This window comes from Pseudomonas sp. MHK4 (assembly GCF_054600775.1).
This window is the reverse complement of sequence record NZ_BAAIAK010000011.1, coordinates 134,440-156,401: the sequence shown is the minus strand read 5'-3', so window position 1 is coordinate 156,401 and position 21,962 is coordinate 134,440. Positions and strand designations below refer to the sequence as shown.

Annotated in this window: 26 protein-coding genes; 20 read left to right on the top strand and 6 right to left on the bottom strand. The window is 60.5% G+C overall.

The annotated features are described in order from the left end of the window. Positions 1-108: 108 nt before the first annotated feature. A complete protein-coding gene (gene bglX, locus ACYP2Q_RS24390; RefSeq protein ID WP_459732818.1) occupies positions 109-2,400 on the bottom strand; it encodes a beta-glucosidase BglX in 2,292 nt (763 codons plus the stop codon). A 260-nt stretch (positions 2,401-2,660) separates the two neighbouring features. Between bglX and ACYP2Q_RS24385 the strand changes: the two genes are divergently transcribed. From ACYP2Q_RS24385 to ACYP2Q_RS24365, 5 genes are all read left to right on the top strand, one after another. After that, positions 2,661-3,266, top strand: a complete 606-nt coding sequence (locus ACYP2Q_RS24385; RefSeq protein WP_459732817.1) for a LemA family protein — start codon at positions 2,661-2,663, stop codon at positions 3,264-3,266. A 71-nt stretch (positions 3,267-3,337) separates the two neighbouring features. Beyond that, the gene (locus ACYP2Q_RS24380; RefSeq protein WP_459732816.1) at positions 3,338-4,090 is read left to right on the top strand and encodes a TPM domain-containing protein; all 753 of its coding nucleotides are present in this window, start codon (positions 3,338-3,340) and stop codon (positions 4,088-4,090) included. A 42-nt stretch (positions 4,091-4,132) separates the two neighbouring features. Continuing rightward, complete coding sequence (locus ACYP2Q_RS24375) at positions 4,133-4,750, top strand: TPM domain-containing protein (protein ID WP_459732815.1); 618 nt, start codon at positions 4,133-4,135, stop codon at positions 4,748-4,750. 134 nt (positions 4,751-4,884) lie between these two features. Further along, positions 4,885-5,187 carry a helix-turn-helix domain-containing protein gene (locus ACYP2Q_RS24370; protein WP_459732814.1) on the top strand — a complete coding sequence of 101 codons (303 nt, stop codon included), beginning with the start codon at positions 4,885-4,887 and terminating at the stop codon, positions 5,185-5,187. Beyond that, positions 5,174-5,530, top strand: a complete 357-nt coding sequence (locus tag ACYP2Q_RS24365) for a putative holin (RefSeq protein WP_459732813.1) — start codon at positions 5,174-5,176, stop codon at positions 5,528-5,530. Before ACYP2Q_RS24370 ends, ACYP2Q_RS24365 begins: the two co-directional genes overlap by 14 nt. 52 nt (positions 5,531-5,582) lie before the next feature. On the opposite strand, the gene ACYP2Q_RS24360 is transcribed toward ACYP2Q_RS24365, so the two are convergent. After that, the gene (locus tag ACYP2Q_RS24360) at positions 5,583-6,008 is read right to left on the bottom strand and encodes a helix-turn-helix domain-containing protein (RefSeq protein ID WP_459732812.1); all 426 of its coding nucleotides are present in this window, start codon (positions 6,006-6,008) and stop codon (positions 5,583-5,585) included. 300 nt (positions 6,009-6,308) lie between these two features. Between ACYP2Q_RS24360 and ACYP2Q_RS24355 the strand changes: the two genes are divergently transcribed. The 3 genes from ACYP2Q_RS24355 to ACYP2Q_RS24345 all read left to right on the top strand — a co-directional run bounded on the left by ACYP2Q_RS24355 (position 6,309) and on the right by ACYP2Q_RS24345 (position 8,295). Beyond that, positions 6,309-6,587 (top strand): Ogr/Delta-like zinc finger protein, encoded by a 279-nt coding sequence (locus tag ACYP2Q_RS24355; protein ID WP_459732811.1) that lies wholly within the window; start codon positions 6,309-6,311, stop codon positions 6,585-6,587. A 2-nt stretch (positions 6,588-6,589) separates the two neighbouring features. Next, on the top strand, positions 6,590-6,952 hold the full coding sequence (locus tag ACYP2Q_RS24350) for a hypothetical protein (protein WP_459732810.1): 363 nt from the start codon (positions 6,590-6,592) through the stop codon (positions 6,950-6,952). A 128-nt stretch (positions 6,953-7,080) separates the two neighbouring features. Further along, positions 7,081-8,295, top strand: a complete 1,215-nt coding sequence (locus tag ACYP2Q_RS24345) for a class I SAM-dependent methyltransferase (protein ID WP_459732809.1) — start codon at positions 7,081-7,083, stop codon at positions 8,293-8,295. A 6-nt stretch (positions 8,296-8,301) separates the two neighbouring features. Here ACYP2Q_RS24345 and ACYP2Q_RS24340 read toward each other — a convergent pair whose 3' ends face one another. Beyond that, a complete protein-coding gene (locus ACYP2Q_RS24340; RefSeq protein ID WP_459732808.1) occupies positions 8,302-9,192 on the bottom strand; it encodes a DMT family transporter in 891 nt (296 codons plus the stop codon). A gap of 212 nt (positions 9,193-9,404) precedes the next feature. On the opposite strand from ACYP2Q_RS24340, the gene ACYP2Q_RS24335 reads away from it, so the two are divergent. From ACYP2Q_RS24335 to ACYP2Q_RS24325, 3 genes are all read left to right on the top strand, one after another. Beyond that, a complete protein-coding gene (locus ACYP2Q_RS24335) occupies positions 9,405-9,986 on the top strand; it encodes a DJ-1/PfpI family protein (RefSeq protein WP_459732807.1) in 582 nt (193 codons plus the stop codon). Positions 9,987-10,000: 14 nt separating this feature from the next. Then, complete coding sequence (locus ACYP2Q_RS24330) at positions 10,001-10,306, top strand: ribbon-helix-helix domain-containing protein (protein ID WP_274073475.1); 306 nt, start codon at positions 10,001-10,003, stop codon at positions 10,304-10,306. Between the two features lie 177 nt (positions 10,307-10,483). Beyond that, positions 10,484-10,828: a YegP family protein gene (locus ACYP2Q_RS24325; protein ID WP_459732806.1), complete on the top strand. Its 345-nt coding sequence runs from the start codon at positions 10,484-10,486 to the stop codon at positions 10,826-10,828. A gap of 78 nt (positions 10,829-10,906) precedes the next feature. Here ACYP2Q_RS24325 and ACYP2Q_RS24320 read toward each other — a convergent pair whose 3' ends face one another. Continuing rightward, positions 10,907-11,926, bottom strand: a complete 1,020-nt coding sequence (locus ACYP2Q_RS24320) for a DUF4917 family protein (protein ID WP_459732805.1) — start codon at positions 11,924-11,926, stop codon at positions 10,907-10,909. A 135-nt stretch (positions 11,927-12,061) separates the two neighbouring features. Between ACYP2Q_RS24320 and ACYP2Q_RS24315 the strand changes: the two genes are divergently transcribed. From ACYP2Q_RS24315 to ACYP2Q_RS24300, 4 genes are all read left to right on the top strand, one after another. After that, on the top strand, positions 12,062-12,970 hold the full coding sequence (locus ACYP2Q_RS24315) for a LysR family transcriptional regulator (RefSeq protein ID WP_459732804.1): 909 nt from the start codon (positions 12,062-12,064) through the stop codon (positions 12,968-12,970). Between the two features lie 222 nt (positions 12,971-13,192). Beyond that, complete coding sequence (locus ACYP2Q_RS24310; RefSeq protein ID WP_459732803.1) at positions 13,193-14,386, top strand: CaiB/BaiF CoA transferase family protein; 1,194 nt, start codon at positions 13,193-13,195, stop codon at positions 14,384-14,386. Then, entirely contained in the window at positions 14,383-15,309 is a 927-nt protein-coding gene (locus ACYP2Q_RS24305) for a hydroxymethylglutaryl-CoA lyase (protein WP_459732802.1), read from the top strand. Before ACYP2Q_RS24310 ends, ACYP2Q_RS24305 begins: the two co-directional genes overlap by 4 nt. Positions 15,310-15,482: 173 nt before the next feature. Next, entirely contained in the window at positions 15,483-16,814 is a 1,332-nt protein-coding gene (locus tag ACYP2Q_RS24300) for an MFS transporter (protein WP_416127962.1), read from the top strand. A 78-nt stretch (positions 16,815-16,892) separates the two neighbouring features. Here the strand turns inward: ACYP2Q_RS24300 and ACYP2Q_RS24295 are convergent, their stop codons facing one another. Then, positions 16,893-17,381: a DMT family transporter gene (locus ACYP2Q_RS24295; protein ID WP_459732801.1), complete on the bottom strand. Its 489-nt coding sequence runs from the start codon at positions 17,379-17,381 to the stop codon at positions 16,893-16,895. Between the two features lie 77 nt (positions 17,382-17,458). On the opposite strand from ACYP2Q_RS24295, the gene ACYP2Q_RS24290 reads away from it, so the two are divergent. The 5 genes from ACYP2Q_RS24290 to ACYP2Q_RS24270 all read left to right on the top strand — a co-directional run bounded on the left by ACYP2Q_RS24290 (position 17,459) and on the right by ACYP2Q_RS24270 (position 21,261). Continuing rightward, on the top strand, positions 17,459-18,412 hold the full coding sequence (locus ACYP2Q_RS24290) for a LysR substrate-binding domain-containing protein (protein ID WP_459732800.1): 954 nt from the start codon (positions 17,459-17,461) through the stop codon (positions 18,410-18,412). Continuing rightward, positions 18,409-19,047 carry a LysE family translocator gene (locus tag ACYP2Q_RS24285; protein ID WP_459732799.1) on the top strand — a complete coding sequence of 213 codons (639 nt, stop codon included), beginning with the start codon at positions 18,409-18,411 and terminating at the stop codon, positions 19,045-19,047. The genes ACYP2Q_RS24290 and ACYP2Q_RS24285 overlap by 4 nt, the downstream gene beginning before the upstream one ends. A 16-nt stretch (positions 19,048-19,063) precedes the next feature. Further along, complete coding sequence (locus ACYP2Q_RS24280; RefSeq protein WP_459732798.1) at positions 19,064-20,410, top strand: sensor domain-containing protein; 1,347 nt, start codon at positions 19,064-19,066, stop codon at positions 20,408-20,410. Between the two features lie 117 nt (positions 20,411-20,527). Then, the gene (locus tag ACYP2Q_RS24275) at positions 20,528-20,683 is read left to right on the top strand and encodes a KGG domain-containing protein (protein ID WP_077184220.1); all 156 of its coding nucleotides are present in this window, start codon (positions 20,528-20,530) and stop codon (positions 20,681-20,683) included. A gap of 74 nt (positions 20,684-20,757) precedes the next feature. After that, positions 20,758-21,261 carry a DUF4142 domain-containing protein gene (locus ACYP2Q_RS24270; protein ID WP_459732797.1) on the top strand — a complete coding sequence of 168 codons (504 nt, stop codon included), beginning with the start codon at positions 20,758-20,760 and terminating at the stop codon, positions 21,259-21,261. Between the two features lie 45 nt (positions 21,262-21,306). Here the strand turns inward: ACYP2Q_RS24270 and ACYP2Q_RS24265 are convergent, their stop codons facing one another. After that, complete coding sequence (locus ACYP2Q_RS24265) at positions 21,307-21,717, bottom strand: low affinity iron permease family protein (RefSeq protein WP_323626666.1); 411 nt, start codon at positions 21,715-21,717, stop codon at positions 21,307-21,309. Between the last annotated feature and the right edge of the window lie 245 nt (positions 21,718-21,962).

The window sequence follows — 21,962 nt, the reverse complement described above, 5'->3', positions numbered from 1 at the left end:
GGAGCTGGCTTGCCAGCGAAAGCGGCATAAGATCCAACGAAGATGTTGAATGTTATGGCCTCTTCGCTGGCAAGCCAGCTCCTACAGGGGATCGCGGCGTTTTGGGGGTTACAGCAGTTCGAAGCTCTGCTGCGTCACATCCTGGGAATCCAGGCCGATCTGCACGTTGAACTTGCCTGGCTCCGCCGCGTACTTGAGCTGGGTGTTGTAGAACTTCAGGTCGTCTTCGGTGATGGTGAAGTGCACGACTTTCTGTTCGCCAGCCTTGAGCATGATCTTCTGGAAGTTTTTCAGCTCCTTGATCGGGCGGATCATCGAGCCGGTCTCGTCCTGGATGTACAGCTGCACCACGGTTTCGCCGTCGCGCTTGCCGGTGTTTTTTACCGTGATGCTGGCGTCGAGCTGGCCGGTCTTGTTCAGCGTGGTCGACGACAGCGCCATGTCGCTCAGGCTGAAATCGGTATAGCTCAGGCCATAGCCGAATGGAAACAGGGGGCCGGTGGTGTCATCGAAGTATTGCGAGGTGTAGTTGCCCGGTTTACCCGGCGTGAACGGCCGGCCGATGGTCAGGTGGTTGTAGTAGGTCGGAATCTGACCCACCGAGCGCGGGATGGTGATCGGCAGTTTGCCCGACGGGTTGTAGTCGCCGAACAGCACGTCGGCGATGGCGTTGCCGCCTTCGGTGCCGCTGAACCAGGTTTCCAGGATGGCATCGGCTTGTTCGTTCTCTTCGAGAATCGACAGCGGGCGGCCGTTCATCAGCACCAGCACCAACGGTTTGCCGGTGGCCTTCAGGGCGCGGATCAGCGCGCGCTGGTTTTCCGGGATGTTCAGGTCTGTACGGCTGGAAGATTCGTGGGACATGCCGCGGGACTCGCCCACGGCGGCAACCACCACGTCGGCATCCTTGGCCGCTTTCACCGCTTCGTCGATCAACACGTTCGCCGCACGCGGGTCATCCACTACTTCCAGGGCGTCGAAGTTGAGGAAGTTCAGATAACCGAGGATCTTCGGGTCGCTGGTGATGTTGGCGCCACGGGCGTAGATCAGCGTCGATTGTGCGCCCAGGGCGTTGGTCATGCCGTCGAACAGAGTCACCGATTGCGCCGGTTTACCGGCAGCCGCCCAGCTGCCCATCATGTCGATCGGTGCCTTGGCCAGCGGGCCGACCAGGGCAATTTTCGCGGTCTTCTTCAGCGGCAGGGTTTCGTTGCTGTTCTTCAGCAACACCTGGCTGCGACGCGCCACATCACGGGCCTGCGCACGGTGCAGACGGCTGTCGGCGTAGGTGTCGACCGGGTCATCCTCGGCCTTGCCGATGCGCAGGTACGGGTCCTTGAACAGGCCCATGTCGTACTTGGCGTCCAGCACTGCACGCACGGCATTGTCGATGTCACTCTGCTGGATCTCGCCGGCCTTGAGCAGCCCCGGCAGCTCCTTGCCGTACAGGGTGTCGTTCATGCTCATGTGGATGCCGGCCTTGATCGCCAGCTTCGCGGCGTCACGGCCGTCGCGAGCGACGCCGTGCTTGATCAGCTCGAAAATCGCTCCGTGGTCGCTGACCGCCAGGCCCTTGAAGCCCCATTCCTTGCGCAGCAGGTCATTCATCAGCCAGGTGTTGGCGGTGGCCGGCACGCCGTTGATCGAGTTCAACGCGACCATCACCCCTCCAGCGCCGGCGTCAATCGCAGCGCGGTAGGGCGGCAGGTAGTCCTGGTACATCTTGACCGGACTCATGTCGACCACGTTGTAGTCGCGACCACCCTCGACCGCGCCATACAGGGCGAAGTGCTTGACGCTGGCCATGATGCTGTCGGCGGCGTTGGCGCCACTACCCTGGAACGCCTTGACCATCACGCCGGCAATGCGCGACACCAGGTAGGTGTCTTCGCCAAAGCCTTCGGAGGTTCGGCCCCAGCGTGGGTCGCGGGAGATGTCGACCATGGGCGCGAAGGTGAGGTCGAGGCTGTCAGCCGCGGCTTCCTTGGCGGCGATGCGCCCGGACAGGCCAATGGCATCCATGTCCCAGCTCGACGCGAGGGCCAGTGGGATCGGGAAAATGGTGCGGTGGCCGTGGATCACGTCGTAGGCGAAGAACATCGGGATCTTCAGGCGGCTGCGCATGGCCGCGTCCTGCATCGGACGGTTTTCCGGGCGGGTGATCGAGTTGAACGTACCGCCGATGTTGCCGGCTGCGATTTCCTTGCGGATCAGCTCCCGGGGCATTTCCGGGCCGATGCTGATCAGGCGCAACTGGCCGATTTTTTCATCGAGGGTCATTTGCTTCATCAGGTTGCTGACGAAGGCGTCCTTGTTCTCCAGGGGTGCGGGCGTCGTGGCGGCCAGTACGTTATGACTGGCCAGGCTGACGAACAGGCCCAGCAAACACAGCTTCTTCATGAATAGTTTTCTCAAGGGCCCAAGCGGCGATGTACACGCCGGCCAGCCAAAATTTAGGGAGCGACTATTGTTGTTCGGGTGCTGACTCAAAAAGCGACGGCCGAAAACGGCAGTCGAACAGCGGATGCGGTGTTTCTGCTGGGCATCTTTTAGCCCATTTGTCCCGACGCAATCCAGTGCCGCGCCGATTATGCCCGAAGAGCCGGCCGAGAGGGTCGCCGGTTGTTTTTTCCATGAAATGTGAAGGGAGCATCACTCTGATGAATGTACGACAGTCTTATCGGTCGAGCCTGCAAGTCGCCACATTGCTCATGCTGGCCACGTTGCTGACCGCCTGCGGCATCAACAACATCCCGACCCTCGATGAGCAGGCCAAGGCTGCCTGGGGCCAGGTGCAGAACCAGTATCAGCGTCGTGCCGACCTGATTCCCAACCTGGTGGAAACCGTCAAGGGCTATGCCGCGCACGAAAAGGACACCCTGACGGCCGTGATCGAAGCCAGGGCCAAGGCCACCTCGATCCAGGTCGACGCCTCTACCCTCGACAACCCGGAAAAGCTCAAGCAGTACCAACAGGCCCAGGATCAGCTCAGTGGTGCCTTGAGCCGCCTGATGGTGGTGTCCGAGCGCTATCCGGACCTCAAGGCCAATCAGAACTTCCTGGCCCTGCAATCGCAGCTTGAAGGCACCGAGAACCGGATCAGCGTGGCCCGCCGCGACTTCATCCTGGCGGTGCAGAAATACAACACCGAGATCCGCACGTTCCCCGGTCGCCTGTGGCACAGCGTGATGTACAGCAACCTGCCGGAACGCGCGACCTTCGAGGCCACGCCGGGGTCGGAGAAGCCACCCGAGGTCAAATTCTGAATCCTGATGACGGGTAGATACCCTGTAGGCGCTACCGCAGGCTGCTCCTGCAAAGGCGTGCGAGGTAACCAATGCGAGTGTTGAAGATCGGCCTGGTGTTGTTGCTGTGGCTGTTTGCCCTGGCGGTCCAGGCCCAATTGAAATTTCCGGAATTGACCGGGCGGGTGGTGGATAACGCCCAGATGATCGAGCCAGCGGTGCGCGAGCAACTGGTTCAGCAGTTGCAGGCCCATGAAAAGGCCTCCGGCGAGCAGTTGGTGGTGGTCACGCTTACGGACTTGCAGGGCACCGATATCGCCGATTTCGGCTATCAACTGGGCCGCTACTGGGGCATCGGCCAGAAAGACAAGAACAACGGCGCACTGCTGATTGTTGCCCGTGATGAGCGCAAACTGCGCATCGAAGTCGGCTACGGCCTGGAAGATCGCCTGACCGACGCCCAGAGCTCGGTGATCATCAATCAGGTCATCACCCCGGCGTTCAAGGCGGGCAACTACAGCAAGGGCATCAGCGACGGGGTGGCGGCGATGCTGGTGGTGCTGGGCGGCAATCCCCTGGACGAGCCCTCGACGGTCTATGAGTCCAATGGCGATCCGGGTGATGATTTCGTCTCGCGGCATCCGGGGTTGTTCGTGTTTCTGGTGTTGTTGTTCATCCTGACAGTATTTGTTTGCCAAATGCTCGGTATCCTTCCCGCCGGTCGTGGCGGCTCTGGTGGTTCCGGTGGCGGTTTTGGTGGCGGTGGTTTCGGCGGCGGTGGCGGCGGAGGGTTCAGCGGCGGAGGGGGCAGTTTCGGTGGCGGCGGTTCGTCGGGCGGCTGGTGATGACGCACAAAAAAATACATTGGCGAGCAGGCATTCAACGACATGGCATTACTGACTGAACACGAACAACGCAAGGTCGCCGAGGCGATTGCCCGGGTCGAGCGCGACACCGACGCGGAGCTGGTCACCGTGCTCGCGGCGCGCGCCGATGACTATGTGTACATTCCGCTGCTCTGGGCCAGTTTGCTGGCGCTGGTGCTACCGGGGATCGCGCATTACCTGACGGGCTGGCTGACCTTGCACAGCCTGCTGCTGGTGCAATGGATCACCTTCATCGTGCTGTGCCTGGTATTGCGGATACCGAAAATCACCACGCACCTGATTCCGCGGTCGGTGCGTCACTGGCGCGCTTCGAACCTGGCGCGCCGGCAATTCCTCGAACAGAACCTGCACCATACGATCGGCGGCACCGGAATGCTGATTTTCGTCTCTGAAGCCGAGCGCTATGTGGAAATCCTGGTGGACGAGGGTATCTCCAGTCGGCTGGACAACAGCCATTGGGACGCGATTGTCGCGCAGTTCACTCGGCAGGTGCGACAGGGCCAGACATTGCAGGGCTTTGTCACCTGCGTCGAGGCGTGCGGCGAGTTGCTCAAGGTGCACGTTCCGGTGACGCATGTGCGCAACGAGCTGCCAAACCGCCTGGTCGTGCTCGGCTGAGGCTGGCCGTCGAACGCTTTTGTAACGCTTGCCGGTACAACTGCGGCCGGTTGTCTGGCTCCTGCCGGGTCTTCAACATCTCCCTCCAATAGCGAACGCCCTGTGACGGGCGTTCTGACGTAGAGGGAGTCATTATGTCAACGCATCTACCGCTCGACTATTTTGCCGGTGCCGCCCCCCACGGCGGGAAAAACGAACCGCCGGTTCATCTGACAGTGAAAGAAACACAGGCCTTGATCTGGTGCTACAAAGGCAAGACTTCCTGGGAAATCGCCAGGATCCAGGATTGCTCGCCCACCACGATCAATTTCCACTTCTCCAATATTCGCCGCAAGTTTGCTGTCAGGTCCCGGCATGCGGCTTTGCTCAAAGCGATTGAGTCGGGCGTCATTTACATTGACGGCGTCGAGGAGCGAGATGCCCATGGACCTGACTGATTCGGCCTACAACAGTATCAGTGGTCTGCTGCTGGGATTGGGGATCGCGACACTGCCTGCGATTGATGGCGAAGCGCTGTTCGGTGCATCGTTGGGGGCGTGGCTGGTAATCACTACACGCGTTGATTTCAAGGCCTGGCAGCGGATCGGCTCCTGGTTGCTGTCGGCGGGTGTTGGCTATCTGTTTACCCCCGTCGCGCTGCCCTTGGCGCCTTTTCTGACCGCAGGGGTAACGGCATTTCTTTGCGCGCTGATCATTATTCCCATTAGCGTCAAGGTCATGCAGTGGGTCGACGGCGCTGGCCTGGGTGAAATCATTGAGCGCCTCAAAGGACGACGCTGATGGGTATCAACTTGTCAGGGTCAAGTAAACCGACTGCAAGCTACATATGAAGTCATTCGTTCGGCGGTTGAAGTGTCGACAGGATAGACGCCATCTCTGAAAGTTTGAGTTCCATTTCACGCAGGCGGCGTTTTTCCTCCAGGGCATTTTGTATCGCGCAGCGATCTTCTTCGCCGAGCAATCGCCACATCGCGAGAATTGTATTTTCCCGAGTGGCTGTTTCTTCATTGTCTTCAAGGGTATTGGCCGCAGCACTGTGGCGCAGGATCGGGCCTTCACCCAGCAACAACCAATCGAGTGAAATGCCGCGCGACTGGGCGATTTCTACGCATAATGAGTAAGGCGTGCTGTCACGACCCTTCCAGCTACTGAGGGTCTGTGGGCTGACTTGTAGTGCCGACGACAAAGATGCATCGCTCTTCGTGCCGGTAATTTGCTTGAGACGCGCTAAAACAGCTTGAGATTTTTTGCTACGCAATTTGAGCCTCTTCCTTTTGACACATGCTGTTTGAGTGCTTAATGTATGCGCAATGAGTATTTATTATATTATGAGTAATCAATCTTCAACTATGAGTCAGATGAATTTGATGTCGAAACTTCCTAATGGTAGCAGGGTGATTTCCTACATGTTTGGTTCTTACCCATTGCGCCTTAGTTCTTTGCACTTTCTTATTTTTGCTGGGCGTTACTTGCTGTGCCGGGTCGCAACGATCATCGCGCCAAGCAGTATTGCGTTTGATTATGTTGATTACCACCCGATGAACAGCGGGATCCAGGTATGAGTACTTACAAAATGGTTTGTCCGCACTGCTTGAGCCGGATGCGAATTCGCACCAGCGAAGGCCGTCATATTTTTCTGCGGGTGGCTTACTTGCAATGCACATCGGAGGCTTGCGGTTGGTCGGTTCGGGCGGAGTTCGAAATGACTCACGAACTCTCACCCAGTGGAATGCCCAACCCCGCCGTGCGCTTGCCTTGCGCCGGACCCGATTTGCGCCACGCCGCCCGGCCGGTTGAGCCGACTGCACCGACGCCGCCGGCAGCGCTGGAGTCATGAACATGACCGCAACTGTTGAAAACGAGGATTTAAACGAGCAATTGCTGGCCATTGCCCAGGCATTTCTGGCCCGTCATGAAAGCGATGCAGTTGTCGATGACCAGGTGCTGTTCTGTCGTGCCGTGAAGCACTTGCAAGGGATAGATGTGCCGATGCACCTGGCGGAGCGACTGGTCAGCCGCGCCTACGGGGAGCTCAAGTCCTGCAATGATCGACGGCGCCTGGACATGGGCGCAAGCTCCGAAACTGTCGCTGTCATCACTGACCCCGCCAATGGCCTGACGTGGGCCGTACCGGTGGGGTTGATCGTCAGGTATGTGATCAATTCCCCGATCAATCGCAAACTTCGGCTGGTGGAGCCCTGACGTATCGGCGAATACAAGCAGCTCTGGGGGGATTACCGGGCTTGTGAAAATAACCCCGTGCCCAAAACCCGCATCCCCCCTAAAATATCGGGCATTCTCCGATTCGCACTGCCCGAGGCCGTTTTTCCATGTCCGTCACCGCCACTCCCACCAGCCTCGCGCCGGACCATCACGCCCAATTCATCGACCTGCTGCAATCGAGCCTCGACCAGAACGCCTTCATCAAGCTGGTGTTGGCCAAGTACGCTGGCGATGAAGCGGACCTGCAGCGGATCATCGTCAAGCCGGTGACGGTCAAGGCGCAGGCTTGCCTGTCCTTCGTCTATCGCTACAAGACCCGTGACATCACCAAGAACCTGCCAGTGGCCGAAGGTGTGGCGGTCATCGCCAGCTTGTTGCCGGCGTCGTTCAAGAATGCGCATTTGTTGGCATTGACCGATGAAGCCCAGCTCGAATACAGCAAAAAGGGCAAGCCCTCGCTGTTCAAGAGCAAACCTCAGCAATTGCGAGAAGTGCCGTCCGCCGGGCACAACCGCGAGAAAAACCGTTTTCTTGATCTGGAGCGGCCGTTCCTCGCCGACCTGGGCGTCACTAACAAGCAGCATGAATTGATCCCGGCGATGTCGCGCAAGTGGAAGCAGATCAACAAGTTCATCGAGGTCTTCAGCCATGCGCTGATCTCGTCGCCCTTGGCGCTGGACAGCCCGGTGCGGGTGGCGGACTTCGGATCGGGCAAGGGTTACCTGACTTTCGCGATCCATGACTACCTGCGCAATACCTTGAAGGCCGAAGCACAAGTGACCGGCGTCGAGTTGCGTGAAGACATGGTCACCCTGTGCAATACCGCCGCGGCCAAGCTTGAGCATTCCGGGCTGGTCTTCAAGTGCGGTGATGTGCGCAGCGTGGCGCCGAGCGAGCTGGATGTGATGATCGCGCTGCATGCCTGCGACATCGCCACGGACTATGCGATCCATACCGGCATTCGTTCCGGTGCCTCGATCATCATGTGCTCGCCGTGCTGTCACAAACAGATTCGCCTGCAAATCCAGAGCCCGGCATTGCTCAAGCCGATGCTGCAATACGGCCTGCACCTTGGGCAGCAGGCGGAAATGGTCACCGACAGCTTGCGTGCGCTGTTCCTTGAAGCTTGCGGCTACGAGACCAAGGTGTTCGAGTTCATCTCGCTGGACCACACCAACAAGAACAAGATGATCCTGGCGGTCAAGCGTGCCGAACCGGGTGATCCGGCCCAGTTGCTGGCGAAGATCGAGGAACTCAAGGCGTTCTACCACATCACCGAGCATTGCCTGGAAACCCTGTTGCGGGCTGACGGTTACCTCTGACAGGTATTACGCCGTGGCAATGCGTGCGGGTTTTACCGCCGTCTTGCGGCCCAACACGACGGTCACGATCACCCCGCCGGCAAACAGCCAGGTAATCGGCTCGACCTGTTCGCCAAAGAACAGCGCGGAAAAGCCGATGGTGAAGAAAATCTGCAGCAACTGGATCTGGCTGACCCGGGCAATGCCCCCAATGGCCAGCCCGGCATACCAGGCAAAGAAGCCGATGAATTGCGAAAACAGCGAGACGTAGCCGAAGGCCCACCAGGTTTTGGCCGAAATCTCGCCCTGATGTTGCAACGCAAGGTACAGCACCGGCCCGATCAACAGCGGCGTCGACAGCACCAGAGCCCAGCAGATGACTTGCCAGCCGCCCATCTCCTTGGCCAACCGGCCACCCTCGGCGTAGCCCAGGCCGCCGACTGCAATCGCTCCAAGCATCAACAAGTCACCGGCCTGAATGCTGCCGGCCCCGCTGATCAGCGCATAACCGAGCACCAGGGCACTGCCCAGCGCGGCGCAGGCCCAGAAGGCTTTCGACGGGCGTTCGTGGGACAGCCAGGCGGCGTACAGCGCCACGCACAGTGGCTGCAAGCCATTGACCAGGGCACCATGGGACGCCGGCAAGGTTTGCATGGCCCAGGCGGACAAGACCGGGAACCCGAGGATCACTCCGGCAATGACCAGCGTCAGGCCTTTGACCTGCTTGCAGGTTGGCCATTTCTCACGCCGCCACAGCAACAGCAAAGCCGCGGGAATCGCCGCGAACAGTGCCCGGCCCAGGCCATTGAGCAGCGGATGCAGTTCCTGCACGACGATACGTGTGAAGGGCAGGGTGAGACTGAAGATCACAACGCCGAGCAGGCCCAGGGCCATGCCGGTGTTTTCGCGCGAGGTCATGATGGCAACCAGAATCGTGGAGGGTGAGAGGTGCTGTTATCTAGCCATAAACCCAAGGTAACGCGCTGTTACAGCTAGGTGGAGAGTTATCAGTACAGTTGCGAGTAATGCTCGCAACTACAGGTGATCGGCGTAGTAGCCGGTTGTTACCCGACCCGCCGGATAAGGACTACCTTGAATACTCCTACGCATTTCCCAGAGGAGTCCTCCCCATGGCAGCGAAAAAAATTCTGATGCTGGTCGGCGATTACGTCGAAGACTATGAAGTGATGGTGCCGTTCCAGGCCCTGCTGATGGTCGGTCACACGGTGCATGCCGTTTGCCCGGACAAGACCGCCGGCCAGACCGTGCGCACGGCCATCCATGACTTCGAAGGCGACCAGACCTACAGCGAAAAACCCGGTCACCTGTTTGCCCTGAATTTTGATTTTGCCAAGGTCAAGGCGGCGGATTACGACGCGGTGCTGATACCGGGTGGTCGTGCGCCGGAGTACTTGCGGCTCAACGAAAAAGTCCTGGAACTGGTGCGCGACTTCGACAAGGCCGGCAAGCCAATCGCCGCCGTGTGCCACGGCGCACAACTGCTCGCCGCCGCGGGAATTCTCGAGGGGCGTGAATGCAGCGCCTACCCGGCCTGCGCGCCCGAAGTGCGCCTGGCGGGCGGTACGTTCATCGATATCCCGGTGACGGATGGCCATGTTCAAGGCAATCTGGCGACGGCGCCGGCCTGGCCTGCCCACCCGAGCTGGCTGGCCGGATTCCTCGGTTTGCTGGGCACCAGGATCACGTTGTAACGGGGGAACCGTCCATGTGCGAGTTGTACGTCAAAGCCGATCCGATCCTCTACGAATCGCGCTCCCGCTCGCTGCGCATCTGCGGGGTGGTCACCACCCTGCGGCTGGAGAATCAGTTCTGGGACATCCTCAGTGAAATCGCCGAGACCGATGGCATGACCACCAATCAGCTGATTGCCAAGCTGTATGAAGAGGTCATGGACTACCGCGGCGAGGTGGTGAATTTTGCTTCGTTTTTGCGGGTGAGTTGTACGCGGTATTTGAGTCAGCGGCGGGTAGCTGCTCCAGAGTTGTCTGTGGTGAAGCGTTCAGTCAATTAGGTTTGCAGCTCAGTTACGGGCCCCATCGCCAGCAGGCTGGCTCCCACAGTGGATTTGTGTGCATCAGTCCAATGTGGGAGCTAGCCTGCTAGCGATAGGGCCCACACAGGCGACAGAAACAGCAGGCTGGTCTTTACTCTGAAGCGCGCAAACTTCCAATCGCCAAGGAGAAAGAGCATGTCCGGATGGTATGAAGTGAGCAAGAGCAGCAGCGGTCAGTTCAGGTTTGTGCTGAAGGCGGCGAATGCCGAAACCATTCTGACCAGCGAGTTGTACACCACCCGCGCCGCGGCCGACAAAGGCATCGCGTCGATCCAGGCCAACAGCCCGCTCGACGAGCGCTATGAGAAGAAAACCACCAAGGACGGCCATCCTTATTTCAACCTCAGGGCCGGTAACCACGAGATTATCGGCAGCAGTGAGTCCTATTCCTCCGATGCCGCCATGGAGAAAGGCATCGCCAGTGTGAAGGCCAACGGGCCGACCAAGGTAATCAAGGACAAAACCCTGCCGGTGCTTTAAAGGTAAAAAGATCGCAGCCTGCGGCAGCTCCTGCAAGTGATCGGTGTAGGAGCTGCCGCAGGCTGCGCTCTTATGATTTTAAAGCTCGACCGGAACGGTCAGCTCAGGACTGCCCAGCGCATGGGTCTTCGAATCAAAAAACCGCAATTGAACCCCCGTCCCCTCGAACATCTTCGCGTAATGCCGTTTCTGATGCTGGATGAAAGCCTTGCTGCGCGGGTAGATCGAGATCGCCACCACCTTCGGTTTCGCCAGGCGCAAGGCGTTCACGATGTGGCTGTCTTGCTCGCCCAGCGCATGCCCGAAGATGCACAAGCCGTCGCCATGGCCGAGCAACTGGTCGTAGCAGAACGACAGGTAGTCGCTACTGCGGATGGTCTTGAGCTTGTCCGCGCTCGGTCCTTCGTTGATGAACAACGGAACGTCGTCGAGGGTCTTGATCGTGTTGTTGATGGCGAAATTGCCCAGCAACGTGCCCTCGGTCGACATCAGTTTGCGCGCCGTGCCGTCCTGATTGCGCACCAGGTGCAGGCCGCCGTGCAGGTACAACAGGCGGGTCTTGTCGGTGGCGGTAACGTTCAGGTCGAAGGCCGGTTCAGCACCCTGGAACAGGTCGGTGATCGCCTCGGGTTGCTGCTGGATCGCCCAGTAATTGAGCAAGTCGTAGTTGGTGGTGAACACCGTGCGATAGCGGCCCAGTTCCTCACTGATGGTCGCCAGGCTCGACGCCTCGACCAACCGCCACGGAATGTGCACCGCGTGCACGGTGTTGATCAGCGCTTCCTTGATCGCGTAGTAGCGATTGCGCGGTGCGGCGGAGCTGACGGCCAGGGCCTTGTTGACCCGGCTGGTGGTTTTCAAAGCGCTGAGCACCTGCTCGAAACTGCGGGTCTGCAGTGCCTCGAACACGCTCAGTTCGGACGGGCTGAGGGGTTTTTCTTCGACGGTGCGGGCGTTTTCGAACAGCGAGTCGTAGCCGAAGTCGTCCCACACCGCACGGCTGGCCCCATTCCCCACCAGCAGACCGTCGAACGCAGCGCTGTTGCGCAAGGCGTTCCAGTCTTCAAGTTGGGCATCGACATCCTGGAAATCGGTCATTGCGGTGGTCTTCTCGAAGCAAAAAGGTCTGATGGGCGGCGACTTTATCATGCTCGGGCGCTTCAACCACGGCACGTCGGGGGCGAAGGGCGCTATGCTGCGACTTTCACCCGAGCCGCCATCGCCGAGTGTCCAATGCTGCAAAAAAGCCTGATCCGCCGTCTCGACCTGATCACCCTGCAACTGTTTGTCGCGGTCCACGAGGAGGGCACGCTCACCCGTGCCGCCGCGCGCGAGGCGATTGCGGTGTCGGCGGCGAGCAAGCGTTTGATGGAGCTGGAGCAAGTGCTGGGTATCAGCCTGTTCGTGCGCCAGGCCAAGGGCATGACGCTGACGCCAGCGGGTGAAACCTTGCTGCACCACGCACGGCAGATGTTGTTCAACGTCGAGAAAATGGGCCTGGAACTGGGAGAGCACAGCCACGGTGTGCGGGGCTATGTGCGCATGCTTGCCAATCTGTCGGCGATCATTCAGTTCCTGCCGGAAGACTTGCGCGATTTCTCCGAGCGTCATCCGCAGGTCAAGACAGACCTTGAGGAGCGGCCCAGTGCCGGGGTGATCCAGGGCGTTCTGGATGGCGTGGCGGATCTCGGAATCTGCTCCATCGACAGCGACATCAAGGGCCTGCACAGCGTGCTGTATCGCCAGGACAAGCTGGTGGTGCTGATGCCGCCGCATCATCCGTTGGCAAGCCGGTCGAGCCTGGCGTTCGCCGATACGCTGGACAGCGATTACGTCGGGTTGCACGCCGCCAGTTCAATCAACATGCGCACCCATGCGGCGGCGCGTGAGGCCGGCAGGGTGCTGCGGGTGCGGATTCATGTGCCAGGATTCGACGCCATGTGCCGCATGGTCCAGGCCAACATGGGGATTGGCGTCCTCCCGCAGCGGGCCTATGAATTGTTTGGTCGGGCCCTGGGGCTGACGGCCGTTCCCTTGACCGATGAGTGGTCGGATCGTGCCTTGATCGTGGTGGTGCGTGATCAGGCATTGCTGTCGCCGGTGAGCCGGATGTTGTTTGAGCATTTGCGGGGGCAACTCTGAGTTTTTCATTGGCCGGGCCGGCGTCTTCGCGAGCAAGCCCGCTCCCACAGGGAAATGCATTCCAAATGTGTGCGGGCTTGTTCGCGAAGGCGGCCCTGAGGTCACGACAATCTCCCAAAGCATTCGCGTTTCGCGAACGCCCGTTGCCAACTGAAGGTTGGATTCCCAGGCCCCCTGTCCTCTAGCCTTGGCTCATATTCCAAGAACAAGAGGTACCCCGCGATGACTGCCCCCTTAAGTGCAATCAAGGTGATCGAGATCGGCACGCTGATCGCCGCGCCGTTCGCCGCGCGCATGCTCGCCGAGTTCGGCGCCGAGGTGATCAAGATCGAAGCCATGGGCCAGGGCGATCCCCTGCGCAAATGGCGCAAGCTGCACGAGGGCACCTCGCTGTGGTGGTACCTGCAATCGCGCAACAAGAAGTCCCTGGCGCTGAACCTCAAGTCCGCCGAAGGCATCGAGCTGGTCAAGCAACTGGCGACCAGTGCCGACGTGCTGATCGAAAACCTGCGTCCCGGCGCGCTGGAAAAACTCGGCCTGGGTTGGGACGTGCTGCATGCCCTCAACCCCAACCTGACCCTGGTGCGGATTTCCGGTTACGGCCAGACTGGCCCGTACCGTGACCGTCCGGGTTTCGGTGCCATAGGCGAAGCCATGGGCGGCATCCGCTACACCACCGGCACCCCCGGTTCGCCACCGGCGCGGGTGGGTGTCAGCCTCGGAGATTCCCTCGCCTCGCTGCACGCCGTGATCGGCGCACTGATGTCGCTGCTGCGGGTCAAGACCGGGCAGGGCGGTGGGCAAATCGTCGATGTTTCGCTGGCCGAAAGCGTGTTCAACGTCATGGAAAGCCTGGTGCCGGAATACGACATGCTCGGCCATGTACGTGAGCGCAGCGGCGGTGCCTTGCCGGGCATCGCGCCCTCCAACACTTACCTCACGGCCGATGGTGCCTACGTGGTGATCGCCGGCAACAGCGACCCGATCTACAAGCGACTGATGCACACCATCGGCCGCCAGGATCTGGCCGACGCCCCCGAATTCGCCCATAACGACGGGCGTGCGGCCAAGAGCAACCTGCTCGATGCGGCGATCACCCACTGGACCAGCAGCCTGCCGATCAACGACGTACTGGCGGCGCTGGAAGCCGCCGAGGTGCCGGCCGGACGCATCTATTCGGTGGCCGACATCGTTGCCGATCCGCATTATCAGGCGCGGGACATGCTGCTCAGTGCCGAGCTACCGGGTGGCGCCACGGTGAAGATGCCGGGCATCGTGCCGAAACTGTCGGAGACCCCAGGCGGCGTCAACTGGTCCGGTCCGGGACTGGGCCAGCACACCGACGGCATCCTTGCGCAATTGGGCCTCACCGTGGCGGACATCGAACGCCTGAAAGTCGAAGGAGTGGTGCAATGATCACTGATTATTCCGAGCGCCTGATCGTCCAGGAAGTCTCCCCGCGCGACGGTTTGCAGATCGAGCCGACCTGGGTGGAAACCGTCGACAAGATCGCACTGATCGATCAGCTGTCGCTGGCCGGTTTCAGCCGTATCGAGGCCGGTTCGTTCGTGTCGCCCAAGGCCATTCCGGCATTGCGTGACGCAGAACTGGTGTTCAAGGGCATCACCCGCCAAGCGGGGGTGATCTATGTCGCGTTGATCCCCAATCTCAAGGGCGCGCAACGGGCACTGGCCTGTAGTGCCGATGAATTGAACCTGGTGATGTCCGCCAGCCAGACCCACAACCTGGCGAACATGCGCATGCGCTGCGAAGACTCGTTGGCGGCGTTTGGCGAGATCGTCCAGTTTGCGCAGGGCACGCCTGTGCGCCTCAACGCGAGTATCGCCACGACCTTTGGTTGCCCGTTCGAAGGCAAGATCGATGAGGACCGGGTGTTGCAGATCGTCGAGGCCTATCAGGAGCTCGGCATCCAGGGCATCACCCTGGCCGATACCACCGGCATGGCCAATCCGCGGCAGGTCGACCGCCTGGTGCGACGGGTGTTGCAGCGGGTATCGCCAGCGGACCTGACCCTGCATTTCCACAACACCCGCGGCCTGGGCCTGTGCAACGTGCTGGCCGCTTACGAGGCCGGTGCCCGACGTTTCGACGCGGCACTCGGCGGCCTCGGCGGCTGCCCATTTGCACCGGGCGCCTCGGGCAACATTTGCACTGAAGACCTGGTGAACCTGTGCGATGAAATCGGCATTGCCACCGGCATCGACTTACCGCTGTTGCTCAAGCTGTCCCGAGGACTACCGGCGCTGCTCGGCCACGAAGTGCCGGGCCAACTGGCCAAGGCCGGACGCAATTGCGATTTGCATCCCGTGCCCTCCTGACCACCGCGAACCTGTAGGAGCTGGCTTGCCAGCGATGAGGCCCATCCAGTCAAAATCAATGTCGACTGACCCACCGCATCGCCAGCAAGCCGGCTCCTACAGAAGAACATGGTCACCAACCAGACAACAAAAACAATCGGACACCCCAAGGGCAGTCCGCCTGGAGAACCGCAATGAGCCTCAATGCATTGGAGGCCGGCGCGAGCCCGGCCGTTAGCCACGATGAAGAAAAAGCCCTGGTCAGCAAAGTCGCCTGGCGCTTGATGCCGCTGATCATGGTCTGCTACCTGTTCGCGTTTTTCGACCGCATCAACATCAGCTTCGCCAAGTTTCAGCTGCAGACCGACCTGAGCCTGAGCGACACCGCCTACGGCCTCGGCGCCGGGTTGTTCGTGGTCGGTTATGTGATTTTCGAAGTGCCGAGCAACATGATGCTGTACAAGGTCGGCGCCCGGCGATGGATCGCCCGGATCATGATGTCCTGGGGCCTGGCCACCGCGCTCATGGTCTTCGTCAACAGCGAATGGCAGTTCTACACCCTGCGTTTCGTGATCGGCGCGATGGAGGCGGGTTTTGCCCCGGGCGTGTTGTATTACCTGACGCTGTGGTTCCCGCAGCACTATCGCGGGCGCATCACCTCGATGCTGTTCCTGTCGTCGGCCTTCGCCGGCCTGGTCGGCGCACCGTTCTCCGGCCTGGTGCTGCAACACCTGGACGGCTTCATGGACATGCGTGGCTGGCACTGGTTGTTCCTGCTCGGCGGCGTGCCGTGCATCGGCCTCGGCCTGCTGGTACTGACCTTGCTCAAGGACCGCATCGAAGACGCCCACTGGCTGACCCCGTCGGAGAAAACCCTGCTGGCCAGTCGCATCGCCCACCATGAACCGCACAAGAGTGGCGGCTCGTTGCTCGCCGCGCTGCGGATTCCGGGCTTCCTGACCCTGGGCCTGATCTACTTCCTGATTCAGGTGGCGTCCTACGGCCTGAACTTCTGGGCGCCGCAACTGATCCGCAGCGCGGGTACCGAGAGTCCGGTGATGATCGGTCTGCTGACGGCCATCCCGTACATCTGCGGCGCCATCAGCATGGTGGTGATCGGGCGCTTGTCCGATGCCTCTGGCGAGCGACGCAAGTTTGTCGCCGGCCTGGTCGCCGTCGGTGCGATCGGCTTCTTCTGTGCCGGGATCTTCGCCAACCACACGACCTTCCTGATCGTCGCCCTGGGCTTGCTCGGCGCCGGCATCATTGCCTCCATCCCGAGCTTCTGGACCCTGCCGCCGAAACTGCTGGCCGGTGCCGGCGCGGGTGCAGCGGGCGGGATCGCGGTGATCAACACCCTGGGGCAGTTTGGTGGCATCGTCAGCCCGGTCATGGTCGGACGGATCAAGGACCTGACCGGTAGCACCACTCCGGCGCTGTATGTCATTGGAGTCTGCGCGCTGATCGCCGTGGCGTTGCTGATGTGGGGACTGCCGCAAAAGCTGCGCACCCTCGACAAGTTTTAACGATTCGCAGGCGACGGCAGTTCCCGCAAGGACCACGCATCCTTGCAGGAGCTGCCGTAGGCTGCGATCTCTTGATCTTCAAGATGTCGCTGTAATCGCTTTTCCAGCTGAATCACCAAACTGAATCAACACCACCCCGCCAATCAACAACACCGCCCCCAACACCTTGGGCAATGTCACCTGCCGCTCCACCAACCCAAACCACCCAAAGTGATCCAGCAACAGCGATGCCACCACTTGCCCCGCCAACGCCAACGCCATGAACCCCGAAGCGCCAAGCCTGGGCAACAAAACCAGCGCCAACGATATAAAGCACACCCCAAACGCCCCGCCAGCCCACATCCACATCGGCGCCTTGCCGATGAACGCCAGTGATGGCAACGGCAAGCGCATCGCCAGCATGATCGGCAACAACACCAAAATGCTCACTACCAAAGAAGCGAGGGTCGCCCACAACGGATGTCCCAGGCCTCGCCCGAGATTGACGTTGATCGCACTCTGAAACGGCACCACCGCACCGGCGAACGCGGCAAGCAGCAACAGACCCGCCCAATGCAACGTACTCATATTCATGCTCCAACAGGTTTTGCTGGACTCTAGGGTATTCGTCGCGCAGATTTAAATTCCGTTTTGTTATCCGGAACATGCATCAAATGAATGATCTGCGCCGCATCGACCTCAACCTGCTGGTGATTCTCGACGCCTTGCTCAATGAGCAACACGTGACGCGTGCGGCCGAACGTCTGCACCTGAGCCAGCCTGCCGTCAGCCATGCCCTGGCGCGGTTGCGTGATTTGCTCGGCGATCCGCTGCTGGTACGCGCTGGCGCCAGTCTTGTGCCCACTCCGCGAGCGCTGGAACTGATGGCGCCGCTGGCCGAAGCCCTGGCCCAGGTGCAATTGCTGCTGGCACCGAATGCCTTCGACCCGTCCACGGCCAAACGCACTTTTCGCCTGGCGATGTCCGATTACGGTGCTGCCATGGTCCTGCCTAGTCTGATCCGCACCTTGCGTCGCGAAGCGCCGGGCATCGACCTGCAAATCAGCCACGCCAGTCGTGAAGGCATGCTCGAAGGGGTGCTCAACGGTGAGATTGATGTCGCCGCCGGGGTGTTTCCGGAAATGCTCAACGAGCTGCGCAGCACGGCGCTGTTCGAGGAGCACTACGCCTGCCTGGTGGACCGCCACAGCCTGCCCGACAACGGAGTCCTCGACCTGCCGAGCTACCTGGCGCGCCCGCACGTGCTGCTGGAAATGCGTGGCAGCGGTACCCCGGAAATCGAACGAGCCCTGACCGCCTTGCGCGAACGCCGTCGAGTCGCGATCAGCCTGCCGCACTGGAGCGTCGCCCCGCAGTTCATCAGCGGAACGGATCTGATCCTCACCGTCGCTTCTCGGGGGTTGCGCGACATCGATGAGTCGTCATTGATCGTCGTTGCGCCACCGTTTCACATTCCCTCGTTCACCTTTGTCCTGGTGTGGCACAAGCGGCGGGGTGGGGATCAGGCCTTGAACTGGTTGAATGGGCAAATCGAGCGTACCTCAGGTGATATAGACTGGCGCCCATTCAACAAGACAACTCATAAGGACTCCCCATGACTCCCTCGCTGCTAATGGCCGTTCTAGCCTCGGGCTTCATCTATGGCATCACGCCAGGGCCCGGTGTATTGGCGGTGTTCGGCATTGGCGCGGCGCATGGGCGGCGGGCGGGGGCGGGGTTCCTCTGCGGGCATTTGCTGGGCGACGTGGTCTGGTGCAGCACGGCGCTGGTGGCGATCGTCGGTGCGCGGGAAATCGGCAGCACCGCGTTCGATGTGCTGGGCGTGCTCAGCGGGCTCTACCTGTTCTGGCTCGGCTGGCGGGCGGTGCGAGCGCGTCAAAGGGGTGTCGAGGCGCCGCAGGGCCCGGCGCGGCAGCCGTTCTGGCACGGCATCCTGTTCGGCCTGACCAATCCGAAAGCTTACCCGGTGGCCGTGGCCACCTTCACTGCGCTATTGTCCAGCCGGGCGGAGTTGCTGACCTGGTCGATGTTGCCGTGGCTGATCATGTTGAGCTTCGTCGGTGGCCTGATGGCCTACGCTATCCTCATCGGCATCGTCGGGGCGCGTCAGGTACGCACCTTGTATCAACGCCATGAGTTGGCTATCACCCGGTTGTGCGGGGTAATGTTTATCGGTTTCGCCATCAACGCCCTGGTGCATGCGCTGCCGGGGCTGGTGACGAACAAGGCTTGAGGCTGCCAGCAGAAACATGACCTCCAAAAATTCCGCTCCGTTGGCGAGCTACATCGATCTGTTGCTCGACGCCGTTTGCGCGGTCGACAAACAAGGCCGCTTCGTATTTGTCAGCGCGGCGTGCGAGCGCATTTTCGGCTTCAGCCCCGAAGAGCTGATCGGCCAGCCGATGATTGACCTGGTGCACCCGGCCGATCGCCAGCGCACCCTCGACGCCGCGCGGGAAATCATGGGCGGCGAGCCCAAGCTGAATTTCGAGAACCGCTACCTGCGCAAGGATGGCCGGGTGGTCAATATCCTGTGGTCGGCGCGTTGGTCCGAGGTCGATCAACTGCGCATCGCCGTGGCCCGCGACATCACCGAGCGCAAGCAGGCCGAATCCCGGCAAGCGGCGCTGTATGCCATTTCCGAAGCGGCCCATGCGGCGGAAGACTTGCTGGCGCTGTTCAAGCGTGTCCACCTGATCATCGGCGAATGGCTGCCGGCGCTGAATTTTTCCGTGGCGCTGTATGACGAGCAGTGTGCGCAGCTGCAATTTCCCTATCACGTCGGCGACCACGAGCCGCAACCCGAACAGCCCGGCACCATCACCGCACGCCTGTGCGCGGAGGTCATCCGCAGTGGCCTGCCGATTTTGCTCACGCCGGACCGGAACGACACGCCCCCGGCGTTCGAGGGGCTGGTGGCCGGGCAGCTTTCGTCCTGCTGGCTGGGCGTGCCGCTGAACTCGCAAAACGGCACCATTGGTGCCTTGATCGTCAAGAGCGTGCCGGGCGGCGAGCGCTACACCGAGCAGGACAAGGAGTTGCTGCAATACGTTTGCGCGCAAGTCGCCACCGCGATCGAGCGCAAGCAATTGCACACACGCCTGCAGCGTATGGCCCAGTACGACCAACTGACCCAGCTACCCAACCGCGAACTGCTGCGTGATCGTCTAAAGGCGGCCCTGGAATCGGCGCGAGAGGAATGCGGACGCATGGCCCTGTTGTACGTCGATCTCGACCGCTTCAAGCAAGTCAATGACACCCACGGCCACGCGGTCGGCGACATGTTGCTGCAAACCGTGGCCAATCGGCTCAAGGGCTGCGTGCGGGAAACCGACACGGTGGCGCGCATAGGCGGTGACGAATTCGTGGTGTTGCTGCACAGCATCAACGCTTCGGGCGATGCCGACTGTGTGGCCGGGAAAATCCGCCAGGTGCTGGCGGCACCGCTGCGCCTGGACGGGCACAGCCTGCACATCCACCCCAGCATCGGCGTCGCCCAATACCCCGAGCATGGCACCGAAGAAGCACAGCTGTTCAGGCACGCCGACGAAGCGATGTACACCGCCAAGCGCGCGCATCACCTGCGGCTCGTCTGAAAATATCGCCACCGTTCGTCGTGACGATTCCAGGTTTTCTAAACCTTTTGAAGCGTGGAAATTCAGATTCTATGCGGGCTACAGCTCGCCGAGATCATCATCAAGAGGTAGAGAATCATGCCTAACTCAAGAAACTCGAACTCTGGAAACTTCGCCAATGATCGAACGAAGGCGTCTGAAGCCGGTCGCAAAGGTGGGAAAACCACCACCACGACTGTCGATAAAGAGCCTACGAAACCCATGGGCCGCAAGCCTGGGCAGAAGTCCAAGTAATCGATGCAGGTGGTTTTGATCGAGAAGCGGGAGCGAAAGCTCCCGTTTGAATTTTTACCGAGGAGGGCGCGACCATGAACCGCATGGCCACCCGATTACGCAATGGCGGCCTGGCCGCATTACTGGGCCTGTGTGCCACCAGTGCCTTCGCCCAGTCCCCCACCGAATTCATCAACGATGCATCGGCCCAGGGCATTGCCGACATCGAAGCCAGTCGCCTGGCACACCAGAAGTCCGAATCCAAAGAGGTCAAGGACTACACCATCGTGGTGATCAATGATCGCACCACCGCCAACCAGCACCTGGCGAAAATCGCCAAGCAACTGGATCTGCCGGTGGCGCCTCGCGAAGAGGTGGTGGAAAAAGCCAAGACCCTGATGCCGCAAGTCTCGGAAGGCGCGTCTTTCGATGAGGCTTACGCGGCCAGTCAGGTCGAGACCACCGAGCAAGCCATCGAGCAACTCGAGCAAACGGCGCAGACCACCGACGTGCCGCAAATCAAGGCGTTCGCTGAAGAAACCCTGCCAAAACTGCAAAATCACCTGCAAATGGCCAGGGCCCTGCAAGCCAGTCGCTGACCCTTCGCGTACGCGGGTAACGCTGGGTTACCCGCGTAACTTCGGTCAGCATTTATTCAGGTCCTGTTTGCCTTTTTCCTGGACCACGGTGCCATCAATGGAAATGGTCTGGCCTTCGCCAAGGCTGCGGTAGTGCTTTCTCAAGGCTTCCAGCTCCTTGAGGTCCAGCGCCTCAAGGCCCAGCATCGCGTTCTGTGCCTCCTTTGTCACCCGCAGCAACTCATCGACCTTCAGGTGCAGGATGTCCGTGTCGCGGTTCTGGGTGTTCTGGATCAGGAACACCATGAGGAAGGTGATGATGGTGGTCGAGGTGTTGATGACCAGCTGCCAGGTATCGTTGAAACCAAAAATTGGCCCACTCACCCCCCACACTAAAATCAGGATGATCGCCCCCAGGAACGTCGTGGGGCTGCCGGTCCAGAGGGCAAGTTTCTGGGCGATTTTTGCGAATTTCATGGCCGTTTTCCTTATTGGGGATGCACCTGGAATTCAGACATCGGTGACGAGATGAAAATTCGGCTTTTTACCCACTACCCGATGGAAAATCCTGTAGGGGCTGGCTTGTCGGACCGCCGCATCGCACCGATGACGGCCTCGTAGCCGACCAATCCCTGCCGGCCGCACCCGATCCACTGTAGGAGCTGGCTTGCCAGCGATGACGGCCTGACAGCCGACCAATTTCTAGCGGCCGCACCCGATCC